At 55.8% G+C, this 15,787-nt stretch carries 16 protein-coding genes; 6 read left to right on the top strand and 10 right to left on the bottom strand.

Annotated features, from left to right (window positions below; genetic code table 11):
- Positions 1 to 251: transposase domain-containing protein (locus GA0061098_RS27865; RefSeq protein ID WP_129590975.1), on the top strand; the 251-nt coding region annotated here is incomplete at its 5' end.
- A gap of 565 nt (positions 252 to 816) precedes the next feature.
- Here the strand turns inward: GA0061098_RS27865 and GA0061098_RS27860 are convergent.
- The 4 genes from GA0061098_RS27860 to GA0061098_RS44110 form a co-directional block, all read right to left on the bottom strand.
- Entirely contained in the window at positions 817 to 1,641 is an 825-nt protein-coding gene (locus GA0061098_RS27860; RefSeq protein ID WP_091964143.1) for a hypothetical protein, read from the bottom strand.
- The gene (locus GA0061098_RS27855) at positions 1,595 to 2,080 is read right to left on the bottom strand and encodes a hypothetical protein (RefSeq protein WP_091964140.1); all 486 of its coding nucleotides are present in this window, start codon (positions 2,078 to 2,080) and stop codon (positions 1,595 to 1,597) included. The genes GA0061098_RS27860 and GA0061098_RS27855 overlap by 47 nt, the downstream gene beginning before the upstream one ends.
- Before the next feature lie 123 nt (positions 2,081 to 2,203).
- Positions 2,204 to 2,608: a hypothetical protein gene (locus GA0061098_RS27850; RefSeq protein ID WP_245323658.1), complete on the bottom strand. Its 405-nt coding sequence runs from the start codon at positions 2,606 to 2,608 to the stop codon at positions 2,204 to 2,206.
- A gap of 1,030 nt (positions 2,609 to 3,638) precedes the next feature.
- Positions 3,639 to 4,508 carry a hypothetical protein gene (locus GA0061098_RS44110; RefSeq protein WP_129590974.1) on the bottom strand — a complete coding sequence of 290 codons (870 nt, stop codon included), beginning with the start codon at positions 4,506 to 4,508 and terminating at the stop codon, positions 3,639 to 3,641.
- Positions 4,509 to 5,445: 937 nt separating this feature from the next.
- On the opposite strand from GA0061098_RS44110, the gene GA0061098_RS27845 reads away from it, so the two are divergent.
- From GA0061098_RS27845 to GA0061098_RS27825, 5 genes are all read left to right on the top strand, one after another.
- The gene (locus GA0061098_RS27845; protein WP_091964138.1) at positions 5,446 to 6,951 is read left to right on the top strand and encodes a DGQHR domain-containing protein; all 1,506 of its coding nucleotides are present in this window, start codon (positions 5,446 to 5,448) and stop codon (positions 6,949 to 6,951) included.
- Between the two features lie 3 nt (positions 6,952 to 6,954).
- Positions 6,955 to 8,295, top strand: a complete 1,341-nt coding sequence (locus GA0061098_RS44105) for a hypothetical protein (RefSeq protein ID WP_129590973.1) — start codon at positions 6,955 to 6,957, stop codon at positions 8,293 to 8,295.
- 24 nt (positions 8,296 to 8,319) lie between these two features.
- Positions 8,320 to 9,477 carry a DNA adenine methylase gene (locus tag GA0061098_RS27835; RefSeq protein WP_091964132.1) on the top strand — a complete coding sequence of 386 codons (1,158 nt, stop codon included), beginning with the start codon at positions 8,320 to 8,322 and terminating at the stop codon, positions 9,475 to 9,477.
- A gap of 73 nt (positions 9,478 to 9,550) precedes the next feature.
- Positions 9,551 to 10,528, top strand: coding sequence for a protein NO VEIN domain-containing protein (locus GA0061098_RS27830; protein WP_091964129.1), 978 nt, complete (start codon positions 9,551 to 9,553; stop codon positions 10,526 to 10,528).
- Positions 10,529 to 10,550: 22 nt separating this feature from the next.
- The gene (locus GA0061098_RS27825) at positions 10,551 to 11,672 is read left to right on the top strand and encodes an EVE domain-containing protein (RefSeq protein ID WP_129590972.1); all 1,122 of its coding nucleotides are present in this window, start codon (positions 10,551 to 10,553) and stop codon (positions 11,670 to 11,672) included.
- Between the two features lie 217 nt (positions 11,673 to 11,889).
- Here the strand turns inward: GA0061098_RS27825 and GA0061098_RS27820 are convergent, their stop codons facing one another.
- From GA0061098_RS27820 to GA0061098_RS27800, 6 genes are all read right to left on the bottom strand, one after another.
- A complete protein-coding gene (locus GA0061098_RS27820) occupies positions 11,890 to 12,966 on the bottom strand; it encodes a tyrosine-type recombinase/integrase (protein ID WP_091964124.1) in 1,077 nt (358 codons plus the stop codon).
- Between the two features lie 2 nt (positions 12,967 to 12,968).
- Positions 12,969 to 13,241, bottom strand: coding sequence for a helix-turn-helix transcriptional regulator (locus tag GA0061098_RS27815; protein ID WP_091964121.1), 273 nt, complete (start codon positions 13,239 to 13,241; stop codon positions 12,969 to 12,971).
- A gap of 190 nt (positions 13,242 to 13,431) precedes the next feature.
- Complete coding sequence (locus GA0061098_RS27810) at positions 13,432 to 14,454, bottom strand: AAA family ATPase (RefSeq protein WP_245323657.1); 1,023 nt, start codon at positions 14,452 to 14,454, stop codon at positions 13,432 to 13,434.
- Between the two features lie 75 nt (positions 14,455 to 14,529).
- Positions 14,530 to 14,811, bottom strand: coding sequence for an ATP-binding protein (locus GA0061098_RS27805; RefSeq protein WP_245323656.1), 282 nt, complete (start codon positions 14,809 to 14,811; stop codon positions 14,530 to 14,532).
- A gap of 29 nt (positions 14,812 to 14,840) precedes the next feature.
- A complete protein-coding gene (locus tag GA0061098_RS44100) occupies positions 14,841 to 15,113 on the bottom strand; it encodes a hypothetical protein (RefSeq protein WP_129590971.1) in 273 nt (90 codons plus the stop codon).
- Positions 15,114 to 15,260: 147 nt separating this feature from the next.
- On the bottom strand, positions 15,261 to 15,725 hold the full coding sequence (locus GA0061098_RS27800) for a hypothetical protein (protein ID WP_129590970.1): 465 nt from the start codon (positions 15,723 to 15,725) through the stop codon (positions 15,261 to 15,263).
- Positions 15,726 to 15,787: the final 62 nt, after the last annotated feature.

Raw genomic sequence — 15,787 nt, 5'->3', positions numbered from 1 at the left:
CATTGAGAGGCATCGCCTTGGGACGACGCAACTGGACCTTCGCCGGCAGCCAGCGCGGGGCCGACCGTGCCGCCATCATGCTGACGATGATCACGACGTGTCGTCTCAATGACGTCGATCCAAAGGCCTGGCTAGCCGATGTCCTCGCCCGTATCGCCGATCTTCCTACATCACGGCTACACGAACTGCTGCCCTGGGAATGGAAGCTCCTGCGCCAAGGCGACAAGCCCGCCGGTCAGCAGGCTGCCTGACCTCACCCAAGCAATCATAGAGCTCACTGTGCCCGCGCGCATGCGTCAATCAGGCGGTCTTCGTCGTATGCTTACTAATCACATCCGAAATAAATAAGAGCGAACGTACCCAAGGTTGAGAGTATCCTACATCTCGCTTGCAAGGTAGGCAAATCATTGAAGATTGCGGGGGTGTCAGGATCCGCCCGACGTGCTGCCAAAGCCCCTGACGGAGGGTTCGAGGGCGTCCCTTGGGCGTAGTAGCGGCGCTCCTGCCTAACTCTTCAAGGCGCTCCTTCAGAGAGACGACCTTATGGTGGCGATGGCCGGTTTGGCATCATCACCGAAGGTTTCCCTAGCGGCGTGTCGTGAATGGAGGCCATGAGGGTTGCCCTCAAGGATAGTGATGGTGGAGGCGGTGTGCCTACCGTGCTCTTCCCTCTTAGTCTCCACGAGGGAAGGCTCGGGTGATGACGGTCTGACTGGCACCATCCCCATAGAGGAACAACTTGAAGGCAGCTCCCCCAAGACGACCCGATAAGTTCTTGCCCCCAAGTCCTTTAGCAGAGGCGTAAGCCCGAGATGCCTATTTTTCGAGGCCAAAATCGATCTTCACGAACGCGCGGGGCTGGGCTGTGCTGCAGCAAAAGGCGTATTCCAGCGCGGCCCTGGCAGCGGCGGCGTCCGGTCTAGAAACGAGCACGGCGTCATGAAGGGGCAAAGCCGGTATGCCGCTCTCAAAGAGGTGCGTCACCACGGCAATCAGCAACTGGCTTTCAGCGAACATCAGTTCGAAACCGATGCCGGTTTCAAACAGACGGGCAATCGGCTGATGCTTTTGTCTCAGAAAGGCCAGCGCTTCCTTGAGGTTCAACCGGGGAAGTAACGGACTGCAATCGCGTGGCCAGCGCTTTAGGGGGCCCCGCGTGAAGAGCAGCGCGTTGAGGAGCAACTTCCAGCCATCACGTTCGGTGCGATCTCCCGTCACGTCGTAAAGGTCTCCGACAGGCTGCGGCGCTCTGGCGCGGGCATAGGCGAGACGCGGAAAGAGTTGCTCGTAATCGACATCGGCCACGGGCTTGCCGTGGATGCGAATTTGCCGGAATCGATCTTTGCGGGGCATCGTCATCCAAAAGCCGCCGGAAAGCCTGCCGCCCTGTTGCCAGCTCTTGTTATTAAACGTCCTGCGGAGCGTCCGCCGATAGGGGGCGATGATCTCGCCCTCCTTGCCGAGACGGGCAGCCGCGCAAGGGCCTGTCAATTCGATATCGGCATCGAGGAGCCAACCATTGATACGTTGGACTTGCCTGCGAAGTGTCCTCGTTTTCCGGCTCTCTGAGTAGTTTATTAGGGTCGCGTTGCCGTCATCGTCCCTGCCAGACTTGAGGACGAGGATTTCCGGTTCCTGCACGCGACGGAAGGAGGCCGGGCGTCACCCCCGGAAAGCGCTTTCTGAGATCGGTGACCGTCTTGAAGAGAGACGAAGCTTTCGCCGCTTTTGAGAACCGATAGCCTGTCGTGACGCGTTTGAGGAGCCTCAGTCGCTCTAACAGGTCGAGCAGGTTAAGGAAGTGCTGGCCGTAGACTGGATTCCGGTAGCGGTTTGCACCCCACATCATGTTGTTGTCGAGCGGAACGGCGAGCGCTGCGGCTTCGCGAAGGAGACCTTGCATGAGCAGATTGCAAGCAACGGCCTCAACAGCGATGGTGAACTTGTGTCGGTCTTCATCCTTGCGGGCACGAGAGCGAAGGCCGAGCTTGTTCTCCTGTGCGATTAGATATTGCGTGAAGCGGCCGATGGCTTCCCTCAGCTCCGGGGTTCTCGCCCGCAGCTGCGGATCGAACCGCATGTGCTGGGTACTCAGTGCCGTGGCTCCAAAAATCTGTGCTCAAAGTGATCGGCTTGATGCCCCAACATGTGCGTACCGTTATCCGGCCACCAGGTATGGCGTGCGAGAGTTCGTGACCGCAAATTATCCTAGGCCTGCAGTTCGCAGCGTGGGATGGCGTCCGTATCGCTTGACCTTCAGGGCGAGGACGGCGGAAAGGTGTGTTTCCACCACCCACTCGCAGGGTTGCTCGACAGCCTCTCCGATCAGTCGCAATACCGGCCCAGAAGACCTAGGAAAGGCGTGGAGTTCGGTTTGGCGCTGTCTGCCCTGATGGTCTACGAATGGCCAGCGCTTATGAGTGCCGCTCGCTAGTCGATGTAGACTCTTGGCGATCTGAACCGTGCGAAACTCCTTGGTGCGGTGTGAGTCGGGGTCCTCCTCGATCAGCGCGGTGACGGCCAGCACGATGGCGACGAACCGCTCAGGTTTGATGCCTGCGACACGAAGCCGTGCCAGTGCGATGCGGGCCCGTCTTGTAGCCGACATGCCCCTGAGCCTCGTGGCGATCTCCGTAGGGCCCGCCTCTTCAAGGAGCAGCGCGACGGCATTAAGGGCCGCCTTGATGAACCGATCGGATTCGGATCGGAGCCGAACATACGAGGTCGCGGCAGTAAGGTAAGGCCTTAGTTCGGCTGCGCTGTATGTTCCATGCCAGTGCGATCCGTGCCGGGCTTTATGGTCGATATGTTTCCGGCAATGGAAAGCGGCGAGTCCTTTGCCCGCCGCCCGCATCGTGGAGTTGCGGCATCCCGGGATCGAGCAACGATATGCAAAGGCAATGTTGGATATCCGCGCCCCGAAACGTCCCGAGTGTAGACGCCGGCGCATGTCAGGTCCTTGCCCTACAAGCCTTCCGCGCCTCGCTGTTCAAATGACTTCGGACGTGTGAACAGTATTCTTTGTCCCATCGTCGGGCACAAACGTCCAAATCATTGTCGTCTACCAGCTCCAAGTAGCGCTCCCAAATATCTGGGTTGGCAATCGGCTCGTTTTGACTGTTACGCCATCCCCGAGCTTTCCAATCACGAGCATGCATGACGCCGTCGCAAATATAGGTGCCGGGCGCGTAGACAAGACAGAAGGACTTAGCCCCTACAGTTTCCAATGAGCCAACAAACGCAGCGGCTAAGCCGCGCTTTTCATCGCTCACTCCGGTACGGCTCTGCTTGGGATCGGGCTCGTCGACTATTGTTCCATCCATAGTCCGAGTTTGCCAGACACAGGCGGATGGGCCCGGCGAATGACCTTCCTGTTGCAGGTCAGACGATCCTAGAAAAATCACATAATCCGATCTGATGAGGGTCGGCTCATTCCTCGGCAAAGGAAACGAGTGTCTTCGCGATGCAGTGCTCATGATAACCTCCTGAAGACGTTGTCGGCGTTGGCCAAGTGTCCCACTTCATGGAGTATTCAGCGAGCAACGCAAGACGCAATTGAGTGGCGATGCTTGTCGGTTTGCTCTCTTTTGTCACCCGATTGTTCGGCGGATGACGTTCAAGCGTCCTATTCTCCTGCATTATTTGCCCGACCACTTCTTTGCTCGGGAGGAAGCTTGTGCGCCAACATCGCGCCACGGGTTATCGCCAGAGTCTCCCGTCCAATGCTCGTGTGCTTCAATATATGCTTTCAAGTCGAACATGAGTCGCGCATTTGACCAGTCCCAGAGTTGGGTCAGCGCTGCTCGCTCGTTAGCAGCGGCCTTCCGGTATTGATCGCCCCGCCGAGAGAGAAAGCGCTGGGCTCGCTTGGTATTGATTGCTTCAATCGTTGCCGGAATTCGATTGGAATGGCACCACTCAATTAGGCTGTTAGCTATCTTGCGGTATCGCGCACGCGTGGCCATCGAGTATGCCTTTGATCGCAGCCAGCCTTCCATTTCGGCTGAAACCGCCGTTGTTCTACCTACGACAAAGTTGAAGAAGCGCACGGCGCGAGCGTGACCTATCCTCTCTTGAAGGTCGTAAGCCCGGTCGACAAGGGCGTCAAACTCGGATTGCCGTTGTTCCAGTCCAAGCGACTGAAGTCCATTTGCATTGATGGACGCCCCGGTCGCCGCTCCATTCAAGCCCAAGGAAAGGACCTTTGTTGCTAGCGCGGATCGCCAGCGTTGAGACTCTGACAGGAGCCCTGCTGGAAGCTGGTGACGACGGGCTATCCTTCGGAAACGACTTTGCATTCGATCAACGAAGGCTAGAGCCGCCGCTCTTGCCTCCTCAGGGTCGTCGGTGCGGAGGTTCTCATAGACAAACCGCTTAAACCGCGTTTCGGATTGATCGATCGGGAAATGGAAGCGCAACTTCTCAGGGATGCGGAGTTTTGCCCTGTAACTGTTGCCGTGCCACTCCGTGTACGGCGGCGGTTTTCCTGTTCTGCGTTTAGGAGGCATCAGTCTAGTTCTTCGGTAATGGCGCAAATGGGCATGCCGGGGAGTCAAGGTGACGCAGTTGCCAATAACAGCCCTTGAGCTAGAATTACAGAACTGCCTAACGTCCGTTGGACGGATTTGTATGGGGACAGGCGTGAAGATCGTGGCTTACCGAAGAGTGTCGCGACAAAAGCAAGCCAAGAGCGGGCTGGGGCTGGAAGCGCAAGAGGCCGACATCCAAAGGTTTGCCAGGGAGCGGGGTGCTCGGATCATTGGGGAATAGGCAATCCTAACGGCGCCACGGCCCTTAGGCAGGCCAGGAAGGGCAATTTTGCAGCGGTGGCGAAAGTGCGGGCCAACGCGGACCAACGTGCAAGAGATCTTGCCGCAGTCATCAAAGATATCCGAGCTGCCGGTGCGGCAACATTGTCGGTGATTGCCAATGAACTGAATAGTCGAGAGATGATGACTCCGCGCGGTGGAAGGTGGCATGCTTCGTCGGTAGCGAATTTATTGCGCAGGCTGGATACATGGCCAGGACGTTCGAATTCGGGGGATCGGGAAGAATCACAACACGCAAGCTAAGTGGCGAATGCCCCGAACCATGTTTTGCGAACTTTGATCCGGGGTATGGGGGGAAACGCCGTTGTTGCCTTCCCCATGTCATGTCTCGAATTTTTTACCCCTGTAAATCGCGTCCGGAAGGGGCGGGTCCAGTCTCCGCTCGGCAGGGTTAGGCTCGCATTTGTGTTGCGATCTCTGCAAGATTACCGGCTTGAAATGAGCTAAAGCCCGTTGAAACTCTCGCGGGCTCAATCGCTCTCTTGTCGGTCGGCGAAACGTGCGTTAGGTAAGCTGATCTTTAGGAGTGAGATGTATTTCTCAGCTGCCGCAACCGCGTTCGCTGAAACGACATTTTTTGGAAGCTCCGCCGCGTTGCAGCATTTAAGGGAATAAAGTGGCTAAAAAGGCTGAGCTTCGGCACGTTCCTGCAATCAAAGTGCGGCAATGGCTGCGTGGCTGGGAAAAAATTGAGTTTGATGCTGGTGAACATCGTAGACGGCCTCCGCCGCAATTTTTCCTTTTCTCACTGCCAGCTCGTGAGCTCCGTAGTCTTTCCGGAATAGCTAGGCGGAAATCGGACGGGGTAACTCCTCGAGCGGCTGATCTCGGTATTCAGCGTCAGCATGAACCGGAGCGTTCGGAAGAGATCGCCAAGTTTGTGGAGTACGGTTTTCCGTGGTCTACCCTGAGCGAAGCAAAACGTAGATCGGCCGAATTCAACGACCTCCGGAAGCCGGGCTGGCTACCAACAGCAATCGTCATCAACATTCTCGGAGCCGACGATGTTCGCGTGGCCGGGAAGGTCGCGCCAAAAGATCTGGTGAGTGTCGCTTCCGAAGGCACCATTTGTCGCGTGGATCTTCCCTATGAAGAATGGACCGACAGTTGGCGCCCGTCGGGCACTCCCCCCTTCGAAATCATCGATGGCCAGCATAGGCTGTGGGCGTTTGATAATGCAGACGCGGACTTTGAGCTGCCCGTCGTCGCCTTTCATGGGCTCGATATAAGTTGGCAAGCCTATCTGTTCTGGACGATCAACATAAAGCCGAAGCGGATCAATCCGAGTTTAGCTTTCGATCTCTATCCATTGTTGAGAGCTGAAGATTGGCTCGACCGCGCAGAAGGGCATCCGGTCTATCGAGAAACACGTTCACAAGAACTCACCGAGGCTCTCTGGTCCCACAAAGACAGCCCTTGGTACGATCGCATCAATATGCTGGGCGAAAAGTCTAATCCTTGGGTCTCGCAATCTGCGTGGATCAAATCACTGGTAGCAACCTTCATTCGGCCATGGGGCGGTAAGTCGTCTCGATTGGGCGGTCTCTTTGGTTCGAGAATGGAAGAAGGGCAGGAAGTCTTAGGGTGGAGTCGCGCGCAACAGGCTGCCTTTCTAATCTTTGCTTGGCAGCAGTTTAAGGCTGCGGTGAAGAAATCTGAAGGAGCGTGGGCAAAGAATCTTCGGGTGGAGGCGATCAAGTCAAAGGAGCCGGTGCCAAACGATGACCCTGCCTTCTACAGTCGATACTCGCTAATCGTTACGGATCAAGGCGTTCGAGGATTTCTGCATGTGCTCAATGATCTCTGTTTCATCAGAGCGTCAAAACTAGATCTGCGTTCCTGGCAAGTCGCCCGCCAGGCCGGTGCGAACGACACAGATGCTGTAACTCTGGCTATGACTTCTTTGCGCAAGCATCGCGTTGCTAGCTTTGTGTCTGAGATCGCGGAGGCACTAGCCGAATTTGATTGGAGGGCAAGTTCGACGCCCGAACTTCCGGAGAAGCTGCGCCGCGAGAAACTCGTTTTTAGAGGCAGTAGCGGATACAAAGAGATCCGAACGCAGCTACTAGAAACACTGCGAACCGGTGACGGAGACGTCGCAGAAACGGCTAAGCGGCTTTAACTCATGGCAATCTTGAATCGTGACCAGAGAACGATTAATCGCTTGAATCGCCGCCATGTTGAGCAAACGTTATCTGGCCTCAAATCGGTCTTGGGCTCTTCTCGGTGGACAACCGCGGCAAACAGATACTCGACAGATACGGCAACAAAGCTCGAAGCAGAGATAGAGGCGGGTGGCGTTCCCGATCGCCGAGACGTCTCGCAATACATCGCCGCGAGCTGTCTGCTTCATTCAGCGGACGGTTGGAGCTACTTGGGCAAAGCTTTGGCTGCGCTGTTGCGAGGAGATCCCCATAGAGCGAGGCACCTCGCGTATTATGCTGAGCTCCGCGCCTCAACGTCTCTCTTAGCCACCGAGGGAATAGGTGTTTTTAATAAGTATCATTTTGCCCTAACGGCTCGCAATGTGGCCACGAAGCTAATCACAACAAGAGGAACGCATCGATTCTCCTGGGAATGTTTGGAGTACTGGTCGGGCCGGGCTTCATCTGGCCAGCTATTTGCTCAAATGATTCGTCCCTATGGAATTTCTCTTGAGGCCTGGTTCGCTTCTGCCGGCGGGGCTTCTGCGGTAGCGCCCCAGGCTCAAGCATGGTTTAGACAGTGGGGTTTCGACCTTCAGAACTTTCCGGATGATCGTAACGCGCGCAATGTGTCCAGCTACCAACCGGATGGGATTCCCGAAGCGTGGTACATCGATGGGAGGGATGCATTAGAATTCGCGCGAGACCTGTGGGCTTCCTTGGAGCCGTCGCCGCTTTCAGGATTCGAAGCTATTGATCGAAATATACTTCGGATCAGCATCGAAAAACTATTTGTCGCGCGTACAGGAAGGGTCGCATGCGCTTATCCCGCGGAGTTCCGAAAGTTTGCGGAGCCAATAGTGAAGAATCAGAGCTTATCGCCCGACGCGGAGGCTCAGTGGCTTCGCTATATTATGCGAAGTACGTCGCCTCACGACGCGACTATCTTCTCTCGTTCGCAGCAGCAAGCTGCCAGTCTCGATGTCGGTGCCCAAGCAGTAATATCGAGGGCTGCGTTGCTGTTGCGCGTTGCTTCCGGCTCAACCGCAATGCTGCTTCAAGCAGCGGGGTATAACGCAGCCTCTATAGCATTTTGGGCAGAAGGTTTGGGGCGAGGCCGCGGACTTTGGGAAGGAGAGAACTCCGGCGACCCCCTTGATTTGTGGGCAGACGTGACCCCGCTTCTGGAAGACGTTGAATTGTTTCAGCAAAAATATTCGGCAAACGAGCAGTCGTTCTTCCGGATGGGTGTCGAACTTCCACAAGCGCTCAACGGCTTGGGTAGTTGCGAGCGCGTTGCGATCTGGAGCATGACACCCTAATGATTAGTTTTCTGAGTTGTTGACATGAAGTACATGGGTTCCAAGAGGGCGATGCTGCTCAACGGCTTGGGCGAATTGCTTGAGAAGGAGATTGTCAACACAACGCGCTTTGTGGATTTGTTCACGGGGTCCGGGGCTGTCGCCAGGCACGTAGCGCAACGCTATGACGTCCCGGTGTTAGCAGCAGATCTTCAGACTTACAGCGTCGCCTTGGCTGGTTCAGTAATTAAGCGGCAAAGAAAATTGGACGGTGCAAAGATTTGGTCTCTATGGGAGGCCTCGGCGATGGAATTCTTGAAAAAGCACGGCCGGATACCGGCGACACCGAAGAGATTGACGAAAATCTCCGTCGAATCACAACGGAGTTGGTGCGAGAAACAAACTAGGTTGCCGATAACCGCAGCGTATGGAGGGCATTACTTCAGCGCCCATCAATCTGCTTGGTTAGACGCGTTGCGGGCAACTTTGCCGAATAACAATTTCGCGAAGCAGGCAGCGTTGGCAGCACTTATTCAAGCCGCCAGTCATTGTGCCGCGAGCCCCGGGCATACCGCTCAACCATTTCAACCCACGCCTACTGCAAAGAAGTTTCTTCTCGAAGCCTGGCACAAAGATGTGGCGAGACAGGTTGAACGCAATTTGCTGGTGCTTGCTGACATGGTCGCGAAAAGGAAAGGCGTTGCCACTAAGATTGATGCCAATTTGCTGGCCGAGAAGTTGAGCCAGGGCGACCTAGTATTCATCGATCCACCTTATTCGGGTGTGCACTATAGTAGATTCTATCACGTGCTAGAATCTGTAGCTTCCGGCCGCCCTGGGAAAGTGTCGGGTGTTGGCAGATACCCCCAAGTACGAAGACGCCCGCGCTCGCGGTATAGCGTTCAAACAGAATCAATTGCGGCGTTTGATGATCTTCTAAGGTCGATCTCCAACTGTGGAGCGAGAGTTATTGTTACTTTTCCTAACCACAAATGTTCGAACGGGCTTTCAGGTTATCTCGTTCAGAAGATAGCGGCGAAGCATTTTGATGTTGTTCGGAAGTCGGTAGCTAGTCGCTTTAGCAGCATGGGGGGGACGAGCGATAATCGGGGCGATCAAGCAGGTAGAGAAGCAAGACGAAACGCGCGTGAGCTAATCCTGACGTTGACGCCACGATTGCGTGAAACAACATTGCCAGCTTGAGGCAGGTTTTGCTCAGGTAGCGGTAATTGGAGGAGTTGTGACGGATCCAATACTTATTTTCCGCATTGGATACATGAAGAGCTATAGCGGCCCGGACGTAATTACGGGGGGCGGTGAACATATTGCGAAGTTCAAGTCCGGAGGCGAAATGTGGAATTTCGCGCCCGATGCGGGAAAATGTTATGGTTATGTGATGACTGGAAAGTTCTCGGGATTAGATCTTAGAAAGGTCAGGTCCTCGGGACGTCCATGGCTAAGCAACGCTGAGTTGGCGGGTGTCGATATAGTGTTTATTGCCCGACGCCCGGACCACGGGCAAGTCGTTGTTGGTTGGTATCGAAACGCGACGGTGTTTCATAAGTCATACAGAAAGCGGCCAAATCCGAAACCGAAGCCTCATTGGGATAAACTGGACTATCTTTGCGAAGTTGATTGTGAAAATGCGGTCCTGCTTCCTGAATCTGAGCGAACAGAAAATGTGCCCTACGCTCCTGTTCACGGGCGCGGATTGCCGGGGCATTCGCATGTTTGGTATGGCGGATCGGCGGAAGGAAAAAAACTAACTGACCGTCTGCGTCGGTACATGAACCGAAAACAGCCGGGGACTATTTTGCGGTCAGCGAATCCGCCTCCACTGAACGGCGAAAAGCGCCTCAATAAGAAACTCATCTTAGCGGTCGAGAATGCTTCGATGCTTGCCACTACGAAGCACTTCGAGCAAGCGGGTTATTCTGTTCGCGAAGTCCACCGTGATTGTTGCGGGTGGGACCTAACTGCGGAGCGGTCGGGGAATATTTTGCGACTCGAGGTTAAGGGCCATATTGGAGATGTAGTTCGGTTTGAGCTCACTCCAAATGAGTATGCAAAGATGGCTCTGCTTAACAAGGACTATCGCGTTTGTGTCGTCCGAAAAGCTTTAGTATCCGACACTGTTGAGGTATTCGCGCCAAGGAGAACCCCGGATGGCTTGTGGGAGCTGTGGGACAAGTCAAACGGCACCGTCTTAAAGTTGGGAGAATTTATTGCAGCTCGGGCAAGCGAAATAGCTTAGCAGGCAGAGAAGCTCATCAACCATGAAGTACTTTCTTGACTTGTTCACACCGGAAACCTGGGCAGCCTTTAGAGCCAATGGTGCGAGTGTCAGTGGTTTCCGCGAGCGACAACGTAGCGTGGCCGAGAGAATTGAGCCCGGAGACAAGTTCCTATGTTACATTGTGAGATTGTCGCGATGGGCTGGGGTGTTGGAAGTCAAGTCTCCAGTGTTTACCGATACAACGCCGATATTTGGCGATCCGGATCCGTTTGTCGTCCGGTTCAGTGTTGAAGCGCGGGTGGTTTTGGACCTCGAGTATTCTATCCCTATTCTAGAGCCGGGTGTCTGGTCTCGACTTTCGCTCACAAAGGACATTGAGAGAGGTGCTGTTGGTTGGGCGCAACATGCTAGCCTGAGAGCGTCGCTGAAGCAGATCAATGACGCTGATGGTAAAACTGTGGAGGAGCTTCTATACACGCAAGAAAAAGCTCGGACGCTTTATTCATTTAGTCCGCAAGATAGGCAACGGTTGGGCCAGAAAGCTTCAATAAGGACGGAGAATCGGGCTGTCTATGTTGAAGTGCCGAACGACGTTGATGAAAAGCCAGCGGCCGATAGCAGCACGAGTGGCGATGAGGTACGAGAGTCCCATAAAGTGCAGGCGACGCTAGCTCGCGTTGGAGCAGAGATGGGATTTCGAATCTGGATTCCGAGATCCGATCGACAAAAGATCTTGGGACAGATTCCTGCAAGCTTGCATGCGTCATTTCTGACGCTTCTGCCCTTGAATTATGACGAGACAACGCTGAAGACGATTGAGCAGATCGATGTTATCTGGCTCAAGGGCCGATCGATGGCGCGGGCTTTCGAGGTGGAGCACACGACAGCAATCTACTCGGGTCTATTGCGCATGGCGGATCTTTTGGCATTGCAGCCAAATATGGACATTCGCCTTCACATCGTCGCGCCCGACGACAAGCGGGAGAGGGTGCTTCGTGAAATTAAGCGTCCAGTTTTCTCCCTCCTAGATCGGGGTCCGTTGTACGAAAGCTGTTCGTACTTGTCATATGATGGGTTGGAGGAGATTTCGTCTATCGAACATCTCAGCCATATGAGCGATTCAATAATCGAAGAGTTCGAGGAATTTGCACAGGATGAATAGGGAGTTCGTCAGTTCGGGCATTTGGTTGAAAACGTTCGCAGCCAATTGTCAGGCACGGCGCCCTGGTACTTCTCCAAGAGCACTCGACGGGTCGCCGCAGCTCTGCTACACAGCGGGTGCCGGTGGGCCGGAAAGATGAGTTTTTTCAATGGTTTTAGCGTCCGATTGGTGTTTCCCCTAGGGAGCGCCAGCCCAGCCTCTTGGCATCTGATACTACTCAGGTTTGTACCGATTTCCCCAAGCTCGCGCTTGAGGTTTGGGGAGTTCTGTTCCGCTTATGATCATCTAGCTTGATGATCGCGCGCCGACCGCCGCGCCGCCGATCGGCCTCGCGGGTATAACGTTCGGCCTCAGCCAGCGTGAGGTGACCTAGCGCGGCCATGATTTCATGCGCTGTCGCACCAGCATCGGCTAGCAGGCGGCCGAAGGTCTTTCGCAGACCGTGCGGGCGGCAACCGATCCCATTTCCTGACTCCCTGATCGCATCGCGCATGAAGCCACTGTAGCCGTCAACTGTGAACGGCTTGCCGTATTCAGTGGGCAACACCACGAAATGCGTTCGAGGCAGCGCGTCAAGCGCATCGCGAAGCGATTGCGCCTTCTGTACCGCGACCGGAACGCCGGTCTTGCGGCGGCTGTATTCGAAAGTCTCGGCGTCGGCCTGCGTCCAGGTCGTGAGGTGCGTATCGGCGCGCGCGGTGCCGACGTTGAGCATCAACTCATAGGCCGCGCGCTGCTTGGTGCCGACCGACCACCGCGCCTCATACTTCTGCATCTCCTCATCGGTCCAGGCGCGTATCTCTTTCGATTTGCCGCGCTTAATGCCTTCGGAAGGATCGACCGCGATCCACTTCAACCCCTTCGCGTGCCGGATCAGGATGCGGAGTTTCTTGATGGTGTCGATCTTCGCGCCTGGCCGATTGTGCAGCGGTCGCAGAATGTGTTCCTCAATTCGCTCTTTTGTCATACCGATGACCGATCGGTGACCGTGCTCGCGGCGCAAGAGATCGAGGCGACCCATGTAACCGCTCTTGCTGCTCTTGCCAAGCACCAGAAAAGCATCGCTTCTAAGGTACGAGGTAATCAGTGCGCCGAGCGACTTAGGAACGTCGGTGGTCGGTTTCGGCCGTGTCTCGATTTCACTGTTGATCGCAGCTGTATAAGCCCGCCTGAATTCGTCGCTGTCGGGATTGCTTGGGAGTCTGATGCGCGGCCCTTTGCCGAGCCGATAGGACAGGTAAACGTTGCCCTTGACGACATTGCGCTCCACGTTCGGCGGCAGCCATTTACGCATATTCATTCCCAACCAAAATCGTCTCTAACGGTGGCTTGAACCACAGTTAGTGGCAGCCGTTCGCCGCCTTTTCGTGGAAGGTTGTCAATTGCCAAGTCCAATTCCCGAACATCCCAAGCTTTACGGCTTGTTGTCAACTGCTTGGCGGGTGGCATGATGCCCTCCGATACCAACCGGTCAAATAACATTGGCGAGCAACACACATAGGCGGCCGCACTCTCGCGCCCGATCAAGCGAGGCGCCAGTGTTGGGGGAAGCGCGATTTGCTTGGTCATCAGCAGCGAATGTCTTCGTGACGAAGTTTGCCGTTTAGGAACTTCCGCATCACCCACTCGCGAAGCTCGCAACGATGTAGCACGAATCGGGTTGTATCTGCGGTGTTCAACTGAAATAGCTCGAGCGTGTCGGCCCGATCCGCGCCAGCCAAGGTAGCTGTGCGCGCTACCTGTTTAATAAAGACACGCCTCATTGGCCTGCTTCCGCTTCGATAGACAGGCCGCGCATGTGTTGTCTGCGCACGTCGTTTTGCCTGCTTCCCACCGCAGAAGGATTGGCTACGAAATCCAATGTCGAGGACTTGACCCGCCACTTCGACATCTGTCGGATGAGATGCTCGCGGCGCTCTTCGACCGAGATTTCGCTGGCTGTTCGGTCGAATCCGCTTTCAGCGCGCACGGCAAATGAGGCGGCACCAGAGTCCAGGCATAGAACCGATCGTTCTTTGGCACGGCTGAGGGCAACGTAAACGTCTCTCCTGTCGAACGAGGCGTCGGCGACGATGGTTGCGGTATGGCTGGTGAGCCCCTGTGAGGACCAGATGGTCGAGGCATAGTCGGTCGCAAGGCGAACGCGCCCCTCATTGTCGACGACGTCACGCGATGAGAACAGGAGTTCGTGGCCGTTGATGTCAGCAACGATGAGTGCGTGGCCTTCATCCTCGGCGATAATATCTTTGACGATGCCGGTCGTGCCATTGATGATGGCCACATCGTCAATCTGACAACGGATGCCCAAGCGAATGCGGTCGCCCTTAGCGAGTGTCAGGCGATAGCGACGGCCTGACGGCGTGACAGCATTGAGAGAGACATCTTCGCCCGTTAGAACGCCATCCATCCGCAATCGCCGTCGAACCTCGGCATCAAGCGCGAGGCGAGTCGCGTTGGACTTGCAGATCAACAGGTGCGACTGGTCCGGTGCGGCACCCCCTTGGACGAACAGATTGTCAACGGCTGTCTTGACGGTCGCGGCTTGTCCGTCCGCCTCGACAATCTGGCCGCGGCGCGCCATGGTTTCCATGGCACTGGCGACATCACCTTTCGCCAATTGCTCGACCATGACGCGCAGCTCAGGATCGCGCTGTCGAACAATCTTCGAGATCTCCGCCGCCTCGATGGTGCGAGCGACCAAATCGATTCCGCTGCCTGCAGGGACCGCAAGCGTCTGCGCACGATCCCCCAGGAATAGCACGGAAGCGTTGGTACGCTCCACCTCTGACGCCTGACCAAGGATACTGGCGCGAAGACTGCTTCAAATAGGAAAACAGACGCGCTGGCTTTCATGAACTCAGCAATCAGCAGACAGCCGTGACAGGCAGCGCCATGGGTGGCGCGGTCGGTAGACCTTGAGCCTGACAAGGGCTGCGTCTGGAAAGCGGACGCGATCGACATGCGGACCATGCTCGGCGATCGAGAGCGTTTTGGTTCCGGTGCCGGTCAGGCGGCTGATGCGGCCGGTCAAACCGAACTCGACGGCGTCGATGACGCCGCTTTTGCCGGACCCGTTCGGGCCGGAGATAGAAAATGTCTTTTGATCGAAGGCGATGTCGAGGTTGCGAATGCCGCGCATCTCCTCGATATGCGCGTGTTCAAGGCGAATCACGTGATGTCGTTTCCGGCCGGCGCAGAAAACACCTTCACCAGCTCATCCACCTTGATCTTCTTGCCGGAGGCAAAAAGCTCTTCGAGCTGCGCGATCTTTTCGGCATCCACGTCCTTCGATTGACGCAGCCTCTCAAAGTATTTGGATGCGATGATGGCTTGCAGCGTCGGCACCTCGACATTCCTTTCAGCTCGGTAAACGGCGGTCGGTCTATTTACTGAGAGGTTCGCCGAACTGCCAGCGGAATTGCTGCGCAACAGTGACGACATACATGGGCACTGCTGGCGCGATCTTAGCCTAAGATAACCGTGGTGGCCGTGTTGCGGGAGATGTGAGGCTTGTGAAGGGCGCCAAGTCAGATTTGAATTCCTGACATAACAAGAAGGGCGGTCATCTTTCTGCGTATTGTGCAACAATCAGGTACCATCATCCAATTGACCCCCATCCTCTTCCCTGAACGGGGTCATCGCACGCGTGGTCATGACGCCGATCCGCTCCGGCAGCTCATAGGCCCGGATATCGCCAAGATCGCCATTCAGGGGCAGCTTGAATATCAGCTCCGCAATCCAGGCCGTAAATCGATCAAAGCCACGATCAAGAGCCAAGGACTTGCTCCAGGCCTCGGCTGCAGCGCGATCTTCAGGGCTTGGTGTCTCGCCGCGCGCCAAGCTCTCAAGAGCTTGTTCCCGACTATCGAGTGACATCCCCGTCACTGTTTGCGCCGCAATCGCAGCCGTTCGGACCAGGAGTTCGCGATTATGGTGGTTCGACGCGCGAAGATGTCTAAGAAGATCCTCGCGCATGGGCCGGGCCCAGACGCCGATGGCGATCAGCAACGGACCGGCGATGATCGGCTCTTCTGATTTCGCGATTCGCGCCATGTCCGGCGTCACTATGTCAGACCGTCCATGCGTGGCTCGGTCGCACATCGCCCATGCTGCCG

Source organism: Bradyrhizobium shewense (assembly GCF_900094605.1).
Classification (GTDB): Bacteria; Pseudomonadota; Alphaproteobacteria; order Rhizobiales; family Xanthobacteraceae; genus Bradyrhizobium; species Bradyrhizobium shewense.
The sequence above is the reverse complement of the archived record's forward strand: the minus strand, read 5'-3'. Positions and strand labels throughout refer to the sequence as shown.

What these genes read in the sequence shown, in the direction of transcription:
- GA0061098_RS27855 (WP_091964140.1), bottom strand. Translation starts at nt 2,080, where the DNA reads ATGCGGTTCGATCCGCAGCTGCGGGCGAGAACCCCGGAGCTGAGGGAA.
- GA0061098_RS27850 (WP_245323658.1), bottom strand. Translation starts at nt 2,608, where the DNA reads ATGTCGGCTACAAGACGGGCCCGCATCGCACTGGCACGGCTTCGTGTC.
- GA0061098_RS44110 (WP_129590974.1), bottom strand. Translation starts at nt 4,508, where the DNA reads ATGCCTCCTAAACGCAGAACAGGAAAACCGCCGCCGTACACGGAGTGG.
- GA0061098_RS44105 (WP_129590973.1), top strand. Translation starts at nt 6,955, where the DNA reads ATGGCAATCTTGAATCGTGACCAGAGAACGATTAATCGCTTGAATCGC.
- GA0061098_RS27835 (WP_091964132.1), top strand. Translation starts at nt 8,320, where the DNA reads ATGAAGTACATGGGTTCCAAGAGGGCGATGCTGCTCAACGGCTTGGGC.
- GA0061098_RS27830 (WP_091964129.1), top strand. Translation starts at nt 9,551, where the DNA reads ATGAAGAGCTATAGCGGCCCGGACGTAATTACGGGGGGCGGTGAACAT.
- GA0061098_RS27825 (WP_129590972.1), top strand. Translation starts at nt 10,551, where the DNA reads ATGAAGTACTTTCTTGACTTGTTCACACCGGAAACCTGGGCAGCCTTT.
- GA0061098_RS27820 (WP_091964124.1), bottom strand. Translation starts at nt 12,966, where the DNA reads ATGCGTAAATGGCTGCCGCCGAACGTGGAGCGCAATGTCGTCAAGGGC.
- GA0061098_RS27815 (WP_091964121.1), bottom strand. Translation starts at nt 13,241, where the DNA reads ATGACCAAGCAAATCGCGCTTCCCCCAACACTGGCGCCTCGCTTGATC.
- GA0061098_RS27805 (WP_245323656.1), bottom strand. Translation starts at nt 14,811, where the DNA reads ATGCGCGGCATTCGCAACCTCGACATCGCCTTCGATCAAAAGACATTT.
- GA0061098_RS44100 (WP_129590971.1), bottom strand. Translation starts at nt 15,113, where the DNA reads ATGTCGTCACTGTTGCGCAGCAATTCCGCTGGCAGTTCGGCGAACCTC.
- GA0061098_RS27800 (WP_129590970.1), bottom strand. Translation starts at nt 15,725, where the DNA reads ATGGCGCGAATCGCGAAATCAGAAGAGCCGATCATCGCCGGTCCGTTG.